We start from the raw sequence: 17,948 nt of genomic DNA on the forward strand, positions 1-17,948 counted from the left end.
CTCAGCCCTCCAGGAAGGCCGTCAGGGCGTTCGCCAGCAGATACGGGTCCTCGGAGCCACACAGTTCACGCGCCGAGTGCATGGAAAGGATCGCCACGCCGATGTCGACCGTGGCAATGCCGTGCCGGGCCGCGGTGATGGGTCCAATGGTAGTGCCGCACGGCATCGAGTTGTTGGACACAAAGCTCTGCCACGGCACACCGGCCCGCTCGCAGGCCGCCGCGAAAAGGGCCCGTCCGCTGCCGTCCGTCGCATAGCGCTGGTTGACGTTGACCTTGAGGATCGGCCCGCCGTTGGGCATCGGGTGGTGCCCGGGATCGTGCCGTTCGCCGTAGTTGGGGTGGACGGCGTGCCCGGTGTCGGACGACAGGCAGACGGTGCCGGCGAAGGCCCGCGCCCGGTCCTCGTACGAGCCGCCGCGGGCGAACACCGAGCGCTCCAGGACCGTGCCTAGCAGCGGTCCGTCCGCGCCGGTGTCGGACTGGCTGCCGTTCTCCTCGTGGTCGAAGGCGGCCAGCACCGGAATGCTGGTCAGCGCGCTGCCGGCGGCCGCCGCCGCGGTGAGGGCGGCCGTACCGGCGTGTACCGACAGCAGGTTGTCCATCCGCGGCCCGGCCACCAGCTCGCGGTCGCGGCCCAGGTAGGCGGGCGCCTCGATGCTGTGCACCATCAGGTCCCAGCCCTTGATGCCGCCGGCCGGTATGCCGGTTTCCTCGGCGACGAAGGCGATCAGATCGCCCTCGGCGACCTCACCCAGGCCCCAGATCGGCGTCATATGGCGTTGCTTGTCGAGCTTCAGGCCGTCGGTGTTCACCGAGCGGTCGAGGTGTACGGCCAGCTGAGGCACTCTCAGCAGCGCCCGGTCGACATGGACGAGCCGGTGGCTGCCGTCGGCGAGCGTCACCCGGCCGCTCAGCCCCAGGTCGCGATCGAGCCAGGTGTTGAGCAGCGTGCCGCCGTAGATCTCGACGGCGATCTGCCGCCAGCCGCGCGAACCGGTGTCCGGAATCGGTTTGACGCGCAAATTGGGAGAGTCTGTGTGAGCGCCGACAATCCGGTACGAAGTCGAGGCGCTTGCGCCCTCCGGCACGTACCAGGCGATGATCGCGCCGCCGCGCAGCACAAACTTTCCGCCGGTTCCGCCGTCCCATTCGTCGACCTCGGCGACCTGCCGGAACCCGGCCTTTTCCAGCCGCTCCGCCGCATTCGCCACTGCGTGGTAGGGCGACGGGCTGGCGGCGAGGAAGGACATCAGGTCGTCGGTGTGGCCGCGATCGAAGCGGGCGGAGTTGGTCATGGAATCAGCATAAGGAGCCGGACCCCGCATTCCCCGTGCGCATGCAGGGTGACTCCGCTCCCTTCCGGCCAGGATTTCGGTATTCGGACCCGAAGGCCCTCCGGAGCAGGGGATTCCGGGCTCAGGAGGGATGGCCCGGCGCACGTCGCGCGCTGCCCGTGCGTACGCCGCGCAGTGCCCGCGCGTCCCGCAGCCCGCCCGGCCCCGCTGCCCGCCGGACATGACGAAGCCCGCCTCTCCGGGGGAAGAGAGGCGGGCACCATCAGTCTGGACGCCCCGTCTGAGAGTTTTCTGAGAGACCCGCGGACGCGGCAGGGCCACGCACGGCGCTGCTAGAACGCGGCCTCGTCGAGCTCCATCAGCGACTGGTCGACGGACTCGGCCAGCCCGCGCTGGACGCCGACGCCCGGCAGGACGTTGTGCGCGAAGAACTTCGCCGCGGCGATCTTGCCGGTGTAGAAGGGCTTGTCCTTCGCCGAGGCGCCGGCCAGCTTCTCCGCGGCCACGGCCGCACCCTTGAGCAGGAGGTAGCCGATGACGACGTCACCGGAGGCCATCAGCACACGGGTGGTGTTCAGGCCGACCTTGTAGATGGACTTGACGTCCTTCTCGGTCGCCGCGAGGTCGGTCAGCATGGCGCCGACGATCGCCTCCAGGTCGGCGGCCGCCTTGGCCAGCTCGCCGCGGGCCTGCTCCAGCTCCTCGCCGCCGGTGCTGTCCGCGAGGAACTTCTTGATCTCGTCGGAGAGCGCGGTGAGCGCCTGGCCCTGGTCGCGGACGATCTTCCGGAAGAAGAAGTCCTGGCCCTGGATCGCGGTGGTGCCCTCGTAGAGGGTGTCGATCTTGGCGTCGCGGATGTACTGCTCGATCGGGTACTCCTGCAGGTACCCGGAGCCGCCGAAGGTCTGCAGCGACTGCGCCAGCTGCTCGTAGGACTTCTCCGAGCCGTAGCCCTTGACGATCGGCAGCAGCAGGTCGTTGAGGCGGATCGCGGCGCTCGCGTCCTCGCCCGCGGCCTCCTTGACGATGATCTCGTCCTGGACCGTGGCGGTGTAGAGCACCAGGGCGCGCATGCCCTCGGCGTACGCCTTCTGCGTCATCAGCGAGCGGCGCACATCGGGGTGGTGGGTGATCGTGACGCGCGGCGCGGTCTTGTCGGTGAAGGCGGCCAGGTCCGGGCCCTGCACGCGCTCCTTGGCGTACTCCAGCGCGTTGAGGTAGCCGGTGGAGAGGGTGGCGATGGCCTTCGTGCCGACCATCATCCGGGCGAACTCGATGATCTTGAACATCTGGCGGATGCCGTCGTGCTTCTCGCCGAGCAGCCAGCCCTTGGCCGGGTGGTTGGCGCCGAAGGTCATCTCGCAGGTGTTGGAGGCCTTCAGGCCCATCTTGTGCTCGACGTTGGTGGCGTAGGCGCCGTTGCGCTCGCCCAGCTCGCCGGTCTCCCAGTCGAAGTCGTACTTCGGCACGATGAAGAGCGACAGGCCCTTGGTGCCCGGACCGGCACCCTCGGGGCGGGCGAGGACGAAGTGCACGATGTTCTCGGACATGTCGTGCTCACCGGAGGTGATGAAGCGCTTGACGCCCTCGATGTGCCAGGTGCCGTCCTCCTGCTGCACGGCCTTGGTGCGGCCGGCGCCGACGTCCGAACCGGCGTCCGGCTCGGTGAGCACCATGGTGGAGCCCCACTGCTTGTCCACCATCAGCTGGGCTATGCGGTGCTGCTCCTCGGTGCCCTCCTCGAAGAGCACACCGGCGAAGGCGGGGCCGGACGCGTACATCCACACGGCCGGGTTGGCGCCCAGGATCGTCTCGGCGAAGCCCCAGAGGAGCGAGCGCGGCGCGGTGGTGCCGCCGAGCTCCTCCGGGATGCCCAGGCGCCACCACTCGGCGTCCATGAAGGCCTGGTAGCTCTTCTTGAACGTGTCCGGCACAGGCGCGGTGTTGGTGTCCGGGTCGAAGACCGGCGGGTTGCGGTCGGCGTCGGTGAACGACTCCGCCAGCTCGTTCTCCGACAGCCGGGCGATCTCGGACAGCACGCTCTTGGCGGTGTCGACATCCATCTCCGCGAACGGTCCGGTGCCGTACACGCTGTCACGGCCGAGCACCTCGAAGAGGTTGAACTCGATGTCGCGGAGATTCGACTTGTAGTGCCCCATGGATACGGCTCCGTAAGGGTTCGGGAGGGAGGACCTCAAACGCAAATACCAGCAAGTAGCAAGTGCCTACGATGATGCTACCCACCGGTAATAAGAATCAACCCCTACCGCCCATCTGTGACGAGCGTCCCCCGGCGATTCGCCGACTCAGTACGCTGTGGCGCATGTACGGCTACGACCAGAACGCGGGTGCCGGGCAGCAGCAATACGGAGCGCCGCCGCCCCCGCCGCAGCAATCGCCCCCCGGGGGCTACGGCGAGGCGCCGCTGTATCCCGAGCCGTCCCCGCCCTCGCTCGCCGATGCGGTGCGCGCCTTCACCACCGGCTCGATGTCGGCCGAGGACTTCCAGGGCATCTTCTCCACGTCCAAGATCTACTGCCCGCGCGGTGACAACCCCGGCTTCCTGGCGCTGCACAACACCCAGCAGCCGGTGATCCCGATGTTCACCTCCCTCAAGGAGCTGCGGCGGTACGCGGGCAAGGAGTCGAAGTACTTCGTGATCACCGGTGCCGAGGTGCTGGACCTGCTGCCGACCGGCTACGGGTTCGTCCTCGACATGGAGGGTGACCACCGGATGGTCTTCGACGCGAAGGCCGTGGAGCAGATGGTCGACTTCGCGATGCGGCGGATGTACGGCTGACCGCCGCTGCCGCGCAGCGGGTCGAGGGCCGCCATTGCGGCGGCATCGAGGGCCGGTCCCGGGACGGGGGCCGGCCTGATGTGTGTCCGGGGGCCGGGCGGGTCGGGATCGGGGGTGAGCCCGTCCGGAGCGGCCCCTTTGACCTGCGTAAATGCGGACGGGAATGCGGCACGCCTTGCGGGTTGTTCACCATTCAACTAAGTTGGGGGAACGACCGAGGAGGCCGTCATGCCCGCTGTGACCGTAGAGAACCCGCTGACCCTGCCGCGTGTGGCGGCGCCCGTCGCGGCGCACGCCCGTCCCGTGCTGGCCGTTGCCACCGCTCCGAGCGGCTTCGAGGGCGAGGGCTTCCCGGTGCGCCGGGCGTTCGCCGGCATCGACTACCAGCACCTCGACCCGTTCATCATGATGGACCAGATGGGCGAGGTGGAGTACGCGCCCGGAGAGGCCAAGGGCACGCCCTGGCACCCGCACCGCGGGTTCGAGACGGTGACCTATCTGCTCGACGGCACCTTCGTGCACCGTGATTCGCACGGGGGTGGCGGCGTCATCAACGACGGCGACACCCAGTGGATGACGGCGGGTTCGGGCCTGCTGCACATCGAGGCGCCGCCGGAGTCGCTGGTCATGTCCGGTGGTCTCTTCCACGGCCTCCAGCTGTGGGTGAACCTGCCGAAGAGCGACAAGATGATGACCCCTCGCTACCAGGACATCGGCGGCGGCCAGGTCAAGCTGCTGACCTCGGGCGACGGCGGAGCGCTGCTGCGGCTGATCGCCGGTGACCTCGACGGCCACAACGGTCCGGGTATCACCCATACGCCGATCACGATGATGCATGTGACGGTGAACCCGGGTGCGGAGCTGACCCTCCCCTGGCGCAAGGACTTCAACGCCCTCGCCTACGCCCTGGCCGGACGCGGCTCGGCCGGTGCGGAGGGACGCCCGTTCCGTATGGGGCAGTCGGTCGTGTTCGGTGCCGGGGACTCGGTCACGATCCGGGCGGACGAGTCCCAGGAGTCGCGCAGCCCGAACTTCGAGGTGGTGCTGCTCGGTGGGCTGCCGATCCGCGAGCCGATGATGCATTACGGCCCGTTCGTGATGAACACCCACGCCGAACTGGCGCAGGCCTTCGAGGACTTCCAGGCAGGCCGGCTCGGGACGATCCCCGCCGACGGGCACTGACGCCCGGTCGGCAGCAGGGGCGGTGTTTCACGTGAAACGCCGCCCCTGACCCGTTTCGGGGCCCGGGTTCGGGCCTGTGGCCGTGGTGCACTGTCCGGGTGCGAAACGACTCGGAGGAAAACGGGCCCGGCGCCGGACGGGAACGGCCACGGCCCGCACCGCCGTTGCTGCCGGTCCAGGCCCGCCGCGCCGCGGCCTGGTGTCTGGTGGGGCTGTTGCTCGCGGCCGTGGCCGCCCTCGTGGTGTGGCTGTGCGTCGAACTGAGCGCGGCGGTCACGCCCGTACTGCTGGCGCTGCTCGGTAGCGGGCTGCTCGGACCGCTCTACCGGCGGCTGGTGGCGATGAAGCTCAACCGCTCACTGGCCGCCGGACTGACCTGCGCGGTCCTTGTGGTGGTGGTCGGCGGCGCCGGATACATCGTCGTCAGCGCGCTGGTCGACACCGGTGACCAGATCATCTCCTCGCTCAGGCAGGCCGCCAAGGACCTCTCCCAGCACTTCGGAGCGGCCGGTACCTCGCTCGACGATCTCGCCTCCAAGTCCAAGGGGTTCGTCGCCAAGTTCGGCGGTACCGCGGCCTCGGGGCTGCTGACCGGTGTCAGCGCGGTCGGCCAGTTCCTCGCCGCCGCGGTCCTGGCCCTGCTGCTGACCTTCTTCTTCCTGCGGGACGCAGACAAGGCCGTCCGCACGCTGAACCACTGGGCGCCCGGCAGCTCCGCACCGCAGCTGGAGCGGATGGCCCGCCGCGGCTTCCAGTCCATCGAAGGCTTTATGCGGGGCACCACCTTCATCGCCCTGATCGACGCCGTCTGCATCACCGTCGGACTGCTGATCCTCCGGGTGCCGGGCGCGGTCGGGCTGGGCGCGCTGGTCTTCGTCGGCGCCTATATCCCCTACCTCGGCGCCTTTATCTCCGGCGCCGTGGCGATCCTGGTGGCGCTGGCCGACCGTGGCTTTGTGATCGCACTCTGGGCGCTCGGCGTCGTCCTGGCCGTGCAGGTGCTGGAGGGGCATGTACTGCAGCCGATGATCCAGAGCCGGACGGTCAAGATGCATCCGGCGACGGTGCTGCTGGCGATCACCGCGGGCGCCAGCGTCGCCGGGATCCTCGGCATGCTGCTGTCCGTACCGCTGACCGCCGCCGTCACCGGCATCCTCCACGAGCTGCGGGAGCACTACGCCGCGGGACCGGACTCCGATGACACCGGGCCCGCCGCGTCCCCCGCGTCCTCGTAGAGCTCGAACCATGTCGACTTGGTAGAGCTCGAACCACGTCGACTTGCCGTCCCCGCGCGGGTCCACACCCCGGAGCCGGCCAGCAGTTCCAGTCGACTCCAGTCGACGACGCGGGGGCGGGAGCGGGAGCGGACGATGCGCTGCGCCCGCCCGCGCGCGTCCACGATGCGCAGCCGGGCCTCGGCGAGCGTCTTCTCGGTGAGCGCGAGCTGCACGATCCCGTTGATCTCGGCGAAGTCGACGGGATGAAAACGGGAGCACACCGCGGCCTCGGTCAGCTCCGCCGGGGCGGCGGGCAGCCCGAGCAGCCGGGCCGCTTCGGAGTCGAGGGTCACCCGTCCCGCCGCGTTGTCCCAGCACCACAGGCCGGTCGCGATGGCGGCCAGGAGATCCTCGGTGCGCCTTGCCTCACTTTATGTGTGTTTAGCGGGACCGGACCAGCGTTCCGGACGTGACCGGCGTCGCAACGGAGACGCCCCGCTCCGCTGATGCGTATATGTCAACGAAGACGTGCGGGCCGGGACGGTAACCTGGAGCGGTTATGTCAATCCTGGGGTGGCCTTTCGGGTGATCCACGGGGAGAGCGACCGGGCATCCGCGCCCGTACTCCTTTTCCTCTCCCTCTCCCGACAACTCCTCACCTCGACCTCGCGACGACTTGGATGAGCGATGCATCGGTACCGGTCCCATAACTGCGGCGAGCTCCGAGCCGCGGACGTCGACACCGACGTCCGCCTCAGTGGCTGGCTGCACAATCGACGTGACCTGGGCGGCATCCTCTTCATCGATCTGCGCGACCACTACGGTCTCGTTCAGCTCGTCGCCCGCCCCGGCACCCCCGCCAACGAGGCCCTCGGCTCCCTGACCAAGGAGACCGTCGTCCGGATCGACGGCAAGGTCAGCGCGCGCGGCGCCGACAACGTCAACCCCGACCTGCCGACGGGCGAGATCGAGATCGAGGTCTCCGACGTCGAGGTGCTCGGCGCCGCCGACCAGATCCCCTTCACGATCAACGCGGACGACGGTGTCAACGAGGAGCGGCGCCTCGAGTACCGCTTCCTCGACCTGCGCCGCGAGCGGATGCACCGCAACATCATGCTGCGCACCGCCGTCATCTCCGCCATCCGCCACAAGATGGTGACCCTCGGCTTCAACGAGATGGCGACCCCGATCCTGTCCGCGACCTCCCCCGAGGGCGCCCGCGACTTCCTGGTCCCCTCGCGTCTGCACGCCGGCAAGTTCTATGCCCTGCCGCAGGCCCCGCAGCAGTTCAAGCAGCTGCTGATGATCGCCGGTTTCGACCGCTACTTCCAGATCGCGCCCTGCTTCCGCGACGAGGACGCCCGCGCGGACCGCTCGCCGGGCGAGTTCTACCAGCTCGACATCGAGATGAGCTTCGTCGAGCAGGAAGACGTCTTCCGGCCCGTCGAGAAGCTGATGACCGAGCTGTTCACCGAGTTCGGCAACGGCCGTACGGTCACCTCCCCCTTCGCGCGGATCCCGTTCCGCGAGGCGATGCTCAAGTACGGCTCCGACAAGCCGGACCTGCGCGCCGAGCTGGAGCTGGTCGATGTCTCGGACGTCTTCGCCGGCTCCGGCTTCAAGGCCTTCGCCGACAAGCACGTCCGCGCCCTGGCCGTGCCGGACACCGCCGACCAGTCGCGCAAGTTCTTCGACCAGCTGGGTGACTTCGCCGTCCAGCAGGGCGCCAAGGGCCTGGCCTGGGTCCGCGTCGGCGACGAGAATGCCCTGACCGGCCCGATCGCCAAGTTCCTCACCGAGGACGACATCAAGGCGCTGGTCGCCGCCCTGGACCTCAAGCCCGGCCACGCCGTCTTCTTCGGCGCCGGGGAGTTCGACGAGGTCTCCAAGATCATGGGCGCGGTCCGCGTCGAGGCCGCCAAGCGCGTCGGCCGCTTCGTCGAGGACGAGTTCCGCTTCTGCTGGATCGTCGACTTCCCGATGTTCGAGAAGGACGAGGACACCGGCAAGATCGAGTTCTCGCACAACCCCTTCTCCATGCCGCAGGGCGGCCTGGAGGCGCTGGAGACCAAGGACCCGCTGGACATCCTGGCCTGGCAGTACGACATCGTCTGCAACGGCACCGAGCTGTCCTCCGGCGCCATCCGTAACCACGAACCCGATGTCATGTACAAGGCCTTCGCGATCGCCGGCTACGACAAGGAGACGGTCGAGGCGGAGTTCGGCGGCATGCTGCGCGCCTTCAAGTTCGGCGCCCCGCCGCACGGTGGCATCGCCCCCGGCGTCGACCGCATCGTGATGCTGCTGGCCGACGAGCCCAACATCCGCGAGACCATCGCCTTCCCGCTCAACGGCAACGCCCAGGACCTGCTGATGGGCGCCCCGAGCGAGGTCGACGAGGCGCGCCTCAAGGAGCTGCACCTCTCCCTGCGCAAGCCGCAGGCGAAGTAGGCGGCATCGCCCGGGGCGAGAGCCCCGAACAGGCTGAGGGGCGGCGTTTCACGTGAAACGCCGCCCCGGCCCGTGTGCGGGCCCGTCGGCCGGGAGCGGGCATGCCCCCGGGGACGGCTCCGGCTCCGGCCGAGTGCCCCGACCGCCCCATCCGTGTGGCAGGGCCCCGGCAGGGCACGCACTGTGGTGCCCATGCAGCAAGCAAGTCTCCTCACCGCCAGGTCCGCCCTGGGGCCGCCGGCTCGGGTGACCCGCCCCGCCCCGGCCGGCGACCTGCGGTGGCTCACCGCCGTGGCCGTCGTCTTCACCGCCTGCCTGCTCGCCTCCGCCATCGCCGCCCCCGGCCTGGGCTGGGACGAGACGGTGTACGTCAGCCAGGTCGACCCCCACACGCCGGCCGCGTTCTTCAGCGCTCCACGCGCTCGCGGTGTCACCTTCCTGCTCGCCCCGGTGGCGGCCCTGACGACCTCGGCGACCGTGCTGCACTGCTACCTCGCGGTGCTCTCCGGCGCCGCGCTCCTGCTCACCCTCTGCATCTGGCGCCGGGTGCTGCCCGCCCCCGTACCGGCCCTGGGCGGCGCGCTGTTCGCCGGGCTGTGGGTCACGCTCTTCTACGGTGGGCAGGCGATGCCCAACCTGTGGGTCGGCTACGCCGCGCTCGCCGCCACCGGCTGCTTCCTGCGGGCCGTACGGCAGCCGCCCCGTCAACTGGCCCCGCGCCGCGACTGGCGTGCCGCGGCCGGCCTCGCCGCCGCGGTCGCCGTGGCCGCGCTGATGCGTCCCACCGACGCCATCTGGCTGGCCGTGCCGCTCTGTGCCGCCGCGCTGTGCGTGCCGTCCTGGTGGCGCCCCGCCGTGCTGCTCGCGCTGCCGGCCGGCCTGGCCCTGGGATGTGCCCCCTGGGTCGTGGAGGCATATCTGTCCTACGGCGGTCTCCTGGCGCGGCTGCAGAGGGCCGGGCAGATCCAGGGCGGTCTCGGCTGGCATCTGACCTTCGACGACCACGCACGGGCACTCCAGGGCAAGACCCTGTGCCGCCCCTGCCATCTGAGCTGGGAACACCCGGTGACGGCGGTGTGGTGGCTGGTGCTGCCCCTGGCGGTCGCCGGAGCGGTGTGGGCGGCGCTGCGCGCCCGCGAGCCCCGCGGCGGGCTGCACGGGTACGGGCCGGCGGACCGCAGCGGGGCCCGGCACCCCCTCGGGCTGGCGCCCATCCGGCCCGGCAGCCTCGGCCCGGACCTGGACGACCCCCCGTCCGGCGGCGGGCAGCACGGCCGCGGTCCCACGTGGCCGCTGGTGCGCCTGAGCGATCCCCGCGGCCCGCTGCACCGGTACGGCCCTGCTCCCGTCGTCCTCCCGGCCCTGGCCGGTCTCTGCCTGGCCGCCCCCTACCTCCTGACGGTGGACTACGCCGCCCCCCGCTTCCTGCTCCCCGCCTACGCCCTGCTGATGATGCCGGCCGCCTGGTTCCTGTACTGGCTGACCCTCCTGCCGCGCCGCCGGCACGCCTGGGCGGTGGCCGTCCTCGTCCTCGTGCTGCTGAGCCACGAGGTCATCCAACTGACGGTCTGGCACACGATGGTGCGGAGCACCGCACGGGCCCAGGCCGGTATCGAGCGGGTCGCCACGGCGCTGCGGGCGGCCGGTGTACGGCCGCCCTGTGTGGTGAGCGGCGAGGAGGCGGTACGGGTGGCGTACCGGGCGGGCTGTGCGTCCCGTCAGCCGGACGGCCATGACGCGAGCATCACCCCCGCGGGCCTGGCCCGCCTCGGGGCGCGCCGCCCGGTCGCCGTCGTGGTGGCCGGCGGTCAGCGGCCGCCGGCCTACGCCCGTGGCTGGCGGAGGGTCACCCTGCCGCCGGTGCCGGGCTTCGGACGGCCGGCCGCTTATGTGTCCTCGCCGCGCAAGCGCTGACCGACATCCCGCCCGGGGCCCGGAAGGTGCCCGGACGCAGCGCGCCCGTCCGGCCCGGAAGGGCGGACGGGCGCGAGTGCGGTGCTGAGAGGTCCGGGCGCGAACACGCCCGCGGCCCAGCCGGCTTACCGCCCTGCGACGCCGGCCGGAACCGACGCGCACGGGCGGCCCTGGCCTACTGCTCCGCGCCGCCGAAGCGCTCGCGGTAGGACTCCAGGTCCTCCTCGGTGATCTTCGCGAAGAGCACCGGCGGCACCGTGAAGGGCGTCCCGGCGGGCACCGAGGCCAGCGCCTTCGCCTCCTCCGGGGAGACCCACACCGCGGTGTCGTTCTCCAGCGCGAAGGCCCCCCGCATCGCCTTGGCCGACGACGGGATGAACGGCTCGGAGACGATCGCGTAGAGGTGGATGAGGTTCATCGCCGTACGCAGCGTCAGTGCCGCCGCGTCCTTGTCGGTCTTGATCTCCAGCCACGGGGCCTTCTCCTCCAGGTAGGAGTTGCCCGCGCTCCACAGGGCGCGCAGCGAGGCCGCGGCCTTGCGGAACTGCAGGGCCTCCATGTGGCCCTCATACTCCGACAGCAGTCCGGCGATCTCCTCACCGAGCTTCTGCTCCGCGGGCCCGGCCTCGGCGCCCGCGGGCACCTCGTCACCGAACCGCTTGCGGGAGAACGACAGCACCCGGTTGACGAAGTTGCCGAGGGTGTCCGCCAGGTCCTTGTTGACCGACGCCGAGAACAGCTCCCAGGTGAAGGAGGTGTCGTCGGACTCCGGGGCGTTGGCGATCAGGAAGTAGCGCCAGTAGTCGGCGGGCAGCAGCTCCAGCGCCGCGTCCGTGAAGATGCCGCGCCGCTGGGAGGTGGAGAACTTCCCGCCGTAGTAGTTGAGCCAGTTGAAGGCCTTGAGGAAGTCGACCTTCTTCCACGGCTCACGGGTGCCCAGCTGCGTCGCGGGGAACATCACGGAGTGGAACGGCACATTGTCCTTGGCCATGAACTCCGTGTACCGGACGTCATCGGCCTCGTACCACCACGACTTCCAGTCGCGGCTGCCGTCGGAGACGGCGTCCGCCCACTCCTTGGTCGACCCGATGTACTCGATCGGGGCGTCGAACCAGACGTAGAAGACCTTGCCCTCGGCCGCCAGCTCCGGCCACACATCGGCCGGCACCGGAACGCCCCAGTCCAGGTCACGGGTGATCGCCCGGTCCTGGAGGCCTTCGGTCAGCCACTTGTGCGCGATGGACGAGGCCAGCGTCGGCCAGTCCTTGCTGCCGTTGCCGTCCAGCCAGCCCTCGACCTCGTGCTGCAGCTTCGACTGGAGCAGGAAGAGGTGCTTGGTCTCGCGCACCTCCAGCTCACCGCTGCCGCTGATCGCCGACCGGGCGTCGATCAGATCGGTCGGGTCGAGCACCCGGGTGCAGTTCTCGCACTGGTCGCCGCGCGCCTTGTCGTAGCCGCAGTGCGGACACGTACCGACGATGTAGCGGTCGGGCAGGAAGCGGTCGTCGGCGATCGAGAAGACCTGGCGGATCGCCCGCTCCTCGATGAAGCCGTTCTCGTGGAGCTTGCGCGCGAAGTGCTGCGTCAGCTCCACGTTCTCCCGCGACGAGCTCCGGCCGAAGTAGTCGAAGTCGAGGGCGAAGCCGTCGTAGATCGCCTTCTGCTTGTCGTGCTGCTCGGCGCAGAAGGCGTCGACCGACTGCCCCGCGTCCTTGGCCGCCAGCTCGGCGGGGGTCCCGTGCTCGTCCGTCGCGCAGATGTAGAGCACCTCGTGCCCGCGCTGCCGCATATAGCGGGCGTACACATCCGCCGGGAGCATGGACCCCACCATGTTGCCCAGGTGCTTGATCCCGTTGATATACGGAAGGGCGCTGGTGATGAGGTGTCGAGCCATTGCCGGCTGCTCCCAAGTCGCTACGGTGAGTGAGGATTTGCTTTACGGAACGTCAATATCGTACTGGACGGGGTGGGGGTGCCCGCGCGGCCTTTTCCGGGGCGAGGGGCCCGTCCGTTCCGCCCTCTCACGCCGCCGCGTCCGCCGACTCCGCGCTGTCCTGTGCCGGGAGGCGGCCCTGCTTCGCGGGCCGGCCGTTGACCAGCAGCCCGGCGACCAGCGCGGCCAGCAGCATGATCGCCGAACCCACACCGATGGCCACGGTGAACCCGTGCACCACTCCGCTCTTGACGATCCCCTCCCGCGCCGCCGGGGTGAGACCGAGCGCCCCGCTGCTGCGGGCCGCGGCCGCCAGGCGATCCGCGATATACGCCGCACTCGTCGAGGTCGCGATCGTGTTCAGCAGCGCCGTGCCGATCGAACCGCCCACCTGCTGCGCCGTGTTGACCGTCGCGGAGGTGACACCGGAGTCGTGCGCGGCCACCCCGGACGTGGCCGTCGCCATCACCGGCATGAAGGTCAGGCCCATGCCGAGGCCGACGAGCAGCATGGCCGGAAGCACATGGGAGACATACGCGGGCCGGGCCGTCAGGAAGGTCAGGGTGAAGAGCCCCGCGGAGGCGAGGAGGGCGCCGGGAACCATCAGGAACCGGGGCGGTATCCGGTGCAGCAGCCTCGCCGAGATCTGCGTGGACCCGACGACGATCGCCACCACCATCGGCAGGAAGGCCACCCCGGTCCTGACCGGTGAGTATCCGAGCACGGTCTGCAGGTAATAGGTCATGAACAGGAACATTCCGAACAGCCCGATGACCGCCAGCGCCATGGTCAGGAAGGCGCCGCCGCGATTGCGGTCGCGGACGATGTGCAACGGCAGCAGGGGGTGGCGCGCCCTCGTCTGCCACCACGCGAAGACGCCCAGCAGCGCCACGCCCCCCACCAGCAGCCCGAGGACCAGCCCGTCCCCCCAGCCCCGCGGCTCCGCTTCACTGCACCCGTAAACGATCGCGACCAGACCGCCGCAGCCCAGCACCACGCCCGGAACGTCCAGCCAGACGCGCCCCCGCTCGGGCCGGTCGCGCAGGAAGACGGCGGCGCCGGTGAGGGCGATCACGGCGATCGGGATGTTCACGTACAGGCACCAGCGCCAGTTCAGATATTCGGTCAGCAGCCCGCCGGCGATCAGCCCGATGGCCGCGCCCCCGCCCGCGATCGCCCCGTAGATCCCGAAGGCCTTGCTGCGTTCCTTCCCGATGGTGAAGGTGGTGGTCAGCAATGACAGCGCGGAGGGGGCCAGCAGCGCCGCGAAGGCGCCCTGCAACGCCCGCGCCCCGAACAGCAGCCCGGACCCGGTGGCCGCGCCGCCCAGACCGGACGCGACGGCGAAGCCGACCAGCCCGATCATGAAGGTGCGCTTCCGCCCCACCAGGTCGGCGATCCGCCCGCCGAGCAGCAGCAGCCCGCCGAAGGCGAGCGTGTACGCGGTGATCACCCACTGGCGGTTCGCGTCCGACATCCCCAGGTCCCGCTGGGCCGACGGCAGCGCGATATTCACGATGGTCGCGTCCAGTACCACCATCAACTGCGCAATCGCGATCACCACCAGCGCCCACCAGCGCCGTGGATCGGGCTCGGCCGCGGTGGCCCAGGAGGGAATGCTGGGCCCGCGCGGCGCCGCAGGCGGCTCGCCGCCCCCCTCTCGGCTCGCCTCACCCATCACGACCCACCTCGTTCGCTGGTACGGCCGCCCCGGTACGCCCCGCCGGCCGGCACCTGACCGGCAGGGAGAAAGCAGGGCATTTCCCCCATTCAGCGTAGGCAGTGGGGCGGGACGGCGCCTGCTGTGCCGGAGTGCGTGGGCTTCGGCCTCAGTCCATGGGCTTCCGGACCTCGGTGCGGATCTTGGCCGTCTCGTCGGCGAGGGCCTGGAGGTCGACCGACTGGGGGTCCTGCGCCGGATCCGCGCCGTTGACCGTGGCGACACTCACGTTCGTACGGGAATCGGCCCAGATGCAATACGACAGGGTGATCTTCTGTACCGCCTCCCGGCGCACATCCACACCACAGGTCAGCGGTTCTCCGCCGCCACTCGGGGTGATCTTCCGGTCCGGCACCGCGACGTCCGTGTTTCCGGCGCTCGTCATTCCCCGCAAGGTGTGATCGACGGCTGTCGCGGGGTCGTCGATGGTGCCGTAATTGCCCACCATCACCAGGGACGTGGTGCCGTTCGCGTACTGCCCGCCCGCGGTCTTCAGCCCGTGCTCGTTGGCCCCCTCGTGCGGCACCGACGCATCGGCCTGCTGGGAGACGTCCTTGACGAGCTTGTACTTCCCGCCGGCCAGCGTCTGCGGAACCGTGATCCGGTACTTGGGGCCTTGGTCGTCGCCGGAGCCGCCGCCGGAGCCCTGGCTTCCGTGCAGTGCCGCAGAGGAGATCACTCCCAGGAGGGCCAGGCCGCCGACCGTCGCGCCGGCGATCGCCCATTTCTTTCCGGCGCTTTTCCTGGGCGGGAAGGATGGCGGCATCCCCGGCCCGCCGTACCCGTAGGGGGGCTGCTGCGGGGCGCCGTAGGGGCCTGGCTGTGCGTGGGCTCCTGGCTGCCCGTAGGGGCCTGGCTGTCCGTACGGGCCCGGAGCCGGGGCCGGACCCGGAGCCGGTGCGGCGGGTATCCAGCCGCCCGGCTGTCCGGGTGGCGGCGCGCCGGGCGGGAAACCGTTTCCGGGCGCATTCCCGAACCCCGGTTGAGGCTGCTGCGGCGTATTCATTTATTCCCCCTCGTTCCGGATTGACGGACTCGTTCCACATTTTCGGGCTTGTTCAGCATTCACGGTTGAATGCTTTCCCGTGTGGAATTCTGTCCGTCGTATTCGTTATAGGCGGGTGTCGTGGCGCGGCACCCGGGAGTATTCGCGGTCGGTTATTTCGAGGAACACTCTGTCATACGGGATCGGTAACGCCATGGGCGGTGTCCGGCGGATAACTGTCCCTGAGGTTCTTTTTCTTTCTCCCGTGGACGGCCCCCGTACAGCCGGGCACGAAAGGGGCCGGCCGCGGCGGGCCCGGGGCCCGGCCGCGGCCGGTGAGGTGTCGTCAGGGGAGCGGAAGCGCGGTCCGCTGCACAGCGGTCCGCTGCAGAGCGGTTCGCTGAAGTACGGTCAGCTGTCCTTGATGATGCCCGCGGTGCGGGCCTCGGCGAGCCACTCGGGGAACTCGACCATCAGCTGCCGGTAGAGCTCGTCGTGGGAGAGGCTGCGCGGGTCGCGGCCGGCGTGGAAGAAACCGGCATTGTCGACGACGCGCTTCTCCGGAACGGCCAGGTCGTCGAGCTTGCGGAGGAAGTCGAAGCCCTTGGCGTCCGGGTCACCGAAGCCGATGAACTGCCAGAAGAGGGGGAGTCCGGCCGCCTCGCAGAGCGCCTTTTCGGCGGCCGGCTTGGAGGTCGGGGCGCCGTCGGTCTGGAAGATGACGAAGGCCGGGGCGGTGGAGCCGGAGTTCTTGTAGTGCTCGATGACGGCGTTGATGGCCCAGTGGTAGTTCGTACGGCCCATGTGGCCGAGGCCGGCGTGCAGTTCCGCGATACGGCCCTCGTAGTTGGTGAGGTCGATGTCGGCGGTGCCGTCGATGTCGGTGGAGAAGAAGACGACCGGGACGGTGGCGTCGTCGTCGAAGTGGGCGGCGAGGCCGAGGGCCTGCTCGGCGAGGTTCTGGACCGTGCCGTCCTTGTAGTAGTTGCGCATCGAGCCGGAGCGGTCGAGGACCAGGTAGACGGCGGCGCGCTGGGTGGCGAGGCCGTGCTTGTCCAGGGTGGCGGCCGCGGACTTGTAGAGGCTGAGGAGCGCGGGGGCCGTGGCGGGGAGGGAGCCCGCGCCCTCGGGCCGGTCCTCCGCCTGCGGCTTCGCCTCGGTCGCCGGCTCGGCCGCTGCGGCCTTCACGTCGGCGGTCTTCGCCTCAGCGGTCTTCAGGTCGGCGGTCTCTTCCGCGGCTGCCTTCGCCTCGGGGGCCTTCTCGTTGGCGGCCTTGTCCTCGGGGGCCTTCTCTTCGGTGGCCTTCTTGTCGGTGACCTTTTCTTCGGCTTCGGGCGCCGGGGCGGTCGCCGGCTCGGCCTCGGGGGCGGCTTCCGGCTGGTCGGCGGTCCTGGCCTCGGCGTCGGGCTTCGGCTCGGCGTCGGGCTTCGGCTCGGTGTTGGCCGTTACCTCCGCCTTCTCTTCGGGCTTCGCTTCCGGCTCGGGGGTGGCTTCCGGCTCGGGCGCGGCTTCCGGCGCTGCCGCCGTCTCTGCTGCGGGCGACTCGGTCTCGGTCTCGGTCGTGGTCGCGATCTCGGCCTCGACGTCGGCAGTCTCGGCAACTGCCTTGTCCGCAGGCTCCGCGACGGCCTCCGCCGCAGGCTCGGCTGCCTTCGGCTCGGCCTCCACCGCAGGCTCCGCGACAACCTCCACCACAGGCTCCGCTGCCTTCGGCTCAGCCTCTGCCACGGGCTCGACCCTCGGCTCGGCCTCCACCGCAGGCTCGGCTGCCGTGGGCTCGGCCTCGTTCTCGGTCTCCGCCACGGGCTCCGGCTTGTCGAAGGCCTGGCTCACCAGGTCGGAGACGGGGTCGGAAGCGGCCGGGGTGGCAGCCGGGGCCGCTTCCGCGGTGGGCGGCTCGGTCGTCGCGGGTGCACCGGCACCGGCACCGGCGTCGGCATCGGCGTCGGTGCCGGCCTCGTCCTCCCGCACCGCGGAGGTCTCCGCCGCCCGGTTTTCCCGTTCCGCCCGGTCTCCCCGGTCCGCCCGGCCGCCCTGTGCCGGCAGGGTCGCGGTCGTCGGAGCCGGAGACGGCGCCGGGTCCGTGTCGGGGCTCTCCGTAGGGGCGGTCCGTGCGGCCGGGACCTCGGCCTCCGGGGTGGCGGCCGGGGCGGACTCTTCGCGAGCCTCCGGGATGGTCGCGGACTCCGGCTTGTCGGCGCCGCTCGGGGCCGCGCCGGTTTCTTCACGGGTCGCCTTGGAGCGACCGAAAGCGTTGCGCAGCAGACTCCGAATGCCCATCGGCGAACCTCTCTTGCGTGTGGTGGGTGCGGCGTATGTCCGTGAAGCGCGGACATGTCCCTGACCAGGACGGATACGTAAGGGTAGCCGCCGACACCGGCCTCATCGTGGGACCCCGCGCCTTGTGCGGTGGGCCATCCGGGGGTGTTGCGAAGGCCGGTGGTTTCAG

At 70.3% G+C, this 17,948-nt stretch carries 11 protein-coding genes and 1 pseudogene; 5 read left to right on the forward strand and 7 right to left on the reverse strand.

Features of this window, described 5'->3' with window-relative positions; genetic code table 11:
• Position 1: 1 nt before the first annotated feature.
• Positions 2-1,297 (reverse strand): M18 family aminopeptidase, encoded by a 1,296-nt coding sequence (locus D9V36_RS22605; protein WP_129295386.1) that lies wholly within the window; start codon positions 1,295-1,297, stop codon positions 2-4.
• A 332-nt stretch (positions 1,298-1,629) separates the two neighbouring features.
• Complete coding sequence (locus D9V36_RS22610; RefSeq protein ID WP_129295387.1) at positions 1,630-3,456, reverse strand: acyl-CoA dehydrogenase; 1,827 nt, start codon at positions 3,454-3,456, stop codon at positions 1,630-1,632.
• A 164-nt stretch (positions 3,457-3,620) separates the two neighbouring features.
• On the opposite strand from D9V36_RS22610, the gene D9V36_RS22615 reads away from it, so the two are divergent.
• The 3 genes from D9V36_RS22615 (at position 3,621) to D9V36_RS22625 (ending at position 6,514) form a co-directional block, all read left to right on the forward strand.
• Positions 3,621-4,097 (forward strand): SseB family protein, encoded by a 477-nt coding sequence (locus D9V36_RS22615; RefSeq protein ID WP_129295388.1) that lies wholly within the window; start codon positions 3,621-3,623, stop codon positions 4,095-4,097.
• A 228-nt stretch (positions 4,098-4,325) separates the two neighbouring features.
• Entirely contained in the window at positions 4,326-5,279 is a 954-nt protein-coding gene (locus D9V36_RS22620) for a pirin family protein (protein ID WP_129295389.1), read from the forward strand.
• Positions 5,280-5,377: 98 nt separating this feature from the next.
• Entirely contained in the window at positions 5,378-6,514 is a 1,137-nt protein-coding gene (locus D9V36_RS22625; RefSeq protein WP_129295390.1) for an AI-2E family transporter, read from the forward strand.
• Between the two features lie 107 nt (positions 6,515-6,621).
• Here the strand turns inward: D9V36_RS22625 and D9V36_RS22630 are convergent.
• Positions 6,622-6,900 (reverse strand): annotated as a pseudogene (locus D9V36_RS22630) (phosphatase); the annotation flags it as partial.
• Positions 6,901-7,183: 283 nt separating this feature from the next.
• On the opposite strand from D9V36_RS22630, the gene aspS reads away from it, so the two are divergent.
• A complete protein-coding gene (aspS, locus tag D9V36_RS22635) occupies positions 7,184-8,947 on the forward strand; it encodes an aspartate--tRNA ligase (RefSeq protein WP_129295391.1) in 1,764 nt (587 codons plus the stop codon).
• Positions 8,948-9,139: 192 nt separating this feature from the next.
• Complete coding sequence (locus D9V36_RS22640) at positions 9,140-10,861, forward strand: hypothetical protein (RefSeq protein ID WP_129295392.1); 1,722 nt, start codon at positions 9,140-9,142, stop codon at positions 10,859-10,861.
• Positions 10,862-11,036: 175 nt separating this feature from the next.
• Here the strand turns inward: D9V36_RS22640 and metG are convergent, their stop codons facing one another.
• From metG to D9V36_RS22660, 4 genes are all read right to left on the reverse strand, one after another.
• Complete coding sequence (gene metG / locus D9V36_RS22645) at positions 11,037-12,755, reverse strand: methionine--tRNA ligase (protein ID WP_129295393.1); 1,719 nt, start codon at positions 12,753-12,755, stop codon at positions 11,037-11,039.
• A gap of 127 nt (positions 12,756-12,882) precedes the next feature.
• Positions 12,883-14,358: an MFS transporter gene (locus D9V36_RS22650; RefSeq protein ID WP_129298603.1), complete on the reverse strand. Its 1,476-nt coding sequence runs from the start codon at positions 14,356-14,358 to the stop codon at positions 12,883-12,885.
• 265 nt (positions 14,359-14,623) lie between these two features.
• Positions 14,624-15,280: a hypothetical protein gene (locus D9V36_RS22655; RefSeq protein WP_129295394.1), complete on the reverse strand. Its 657-nt coding sequence runs from the start codon at positions 15,278-15,280 to the stop codon at positions 14,624-14,626.
• A gap of 630 nt (positions 15,281-15,910) precedes the next feature.
• Positions 15,911-17,779 (reverse strand): vWA domain-containing protein, encoded by a 1,869-nt coding sequence (locus D9V36_RS22660; RefSeq protein WP_129295395.1) that lies wholly within the window; start codon positions 17,777-17,779, stop codon positions 15,911-15,913.
• Between the last annotated feature and the right edge of the window lie 169 nt (positions 17,780-17,948).

Source organism: Streptomyces lydicus (genome assembly GCF_004125265.1).
In the GTDB taxonomy this organism is placed as follows: Bacteria; Actinomycetota; Actinomycetes; order Streptomycetales; family Streptomycetaceae; genus Streptomyces; species Streptomyces lydicus_C.

What these genes read in the sequence shown, in the direction of transcription:
- D9V36_RS22610 (WP_129295387.1), bottom strand. Translation starts at nt 3,456, where the DNA reads ATGGGGCACTACAAGTCGAATCTCCGCGACATCGAGTTCAACCTCTTC.
- D9V36_RS22655 (WP_129295394.1), bottom strand. Translation starts at nt 15,280, where the DNA reads ATGCCGCCATCCTTCCCGCCCAGGAAAAGCGCCGGAAAGAAATGGGCG.
- D9V36_RS22615 (WP_129295388.1), top strand. Translation starts at nt 3,621, where the DNA reads ATGTACGGCTACGACCAGAACGCGGGTGCCGGGCAGCAGCAATACGGA.
- aspS (WP_129295391.1), top strand. Translation starts at nt 7,184, where the DNA reads ATGCATCGGTACCGGTCCCATAACTGCGGCGAGCTCCGAGCCGCGGAC.
- metG (WP_129295393.1), bottom strand. Translation starts at nt 12,755, where the DNA reads ATGGCTCGACACCTCATCACCAGCGCCCTTCCGTATATCAACGGGATC.
- D9V36_RS22660 (WP_129295395.1), bottom strand. Translation starts at nt 17,779, where the DNA reads ATGGGCATTCGGAGTCTGCTGCGCAACGCTTTCGGTCGCTCCAAGGCG.
- D9V36_RS22620 (WP_129295389.1), top strand. Translation starts at nt 4,326, where the DNA reads ATGCCCGCTGTGACCGTAGAGAACCCGCTGACCCTGCCGCGTGTGGCG.
- D9V36_RS22605 (WP_129295386.1), bottom strand. Translation starts at nt 1,297, where the DNA reads ATGACCAACTCCGCCCGCTTCGATCGCGGCCACACCGACGACCTGATG.
- D9V36_RS22640 (WP_129295392.1), top strand. Translation starts at nt 9,140, where the DNA reads ATGCAGCAAGCAAGTCTCCTCACCGCCAGGTCCGCCCTGGGGCCGCCG.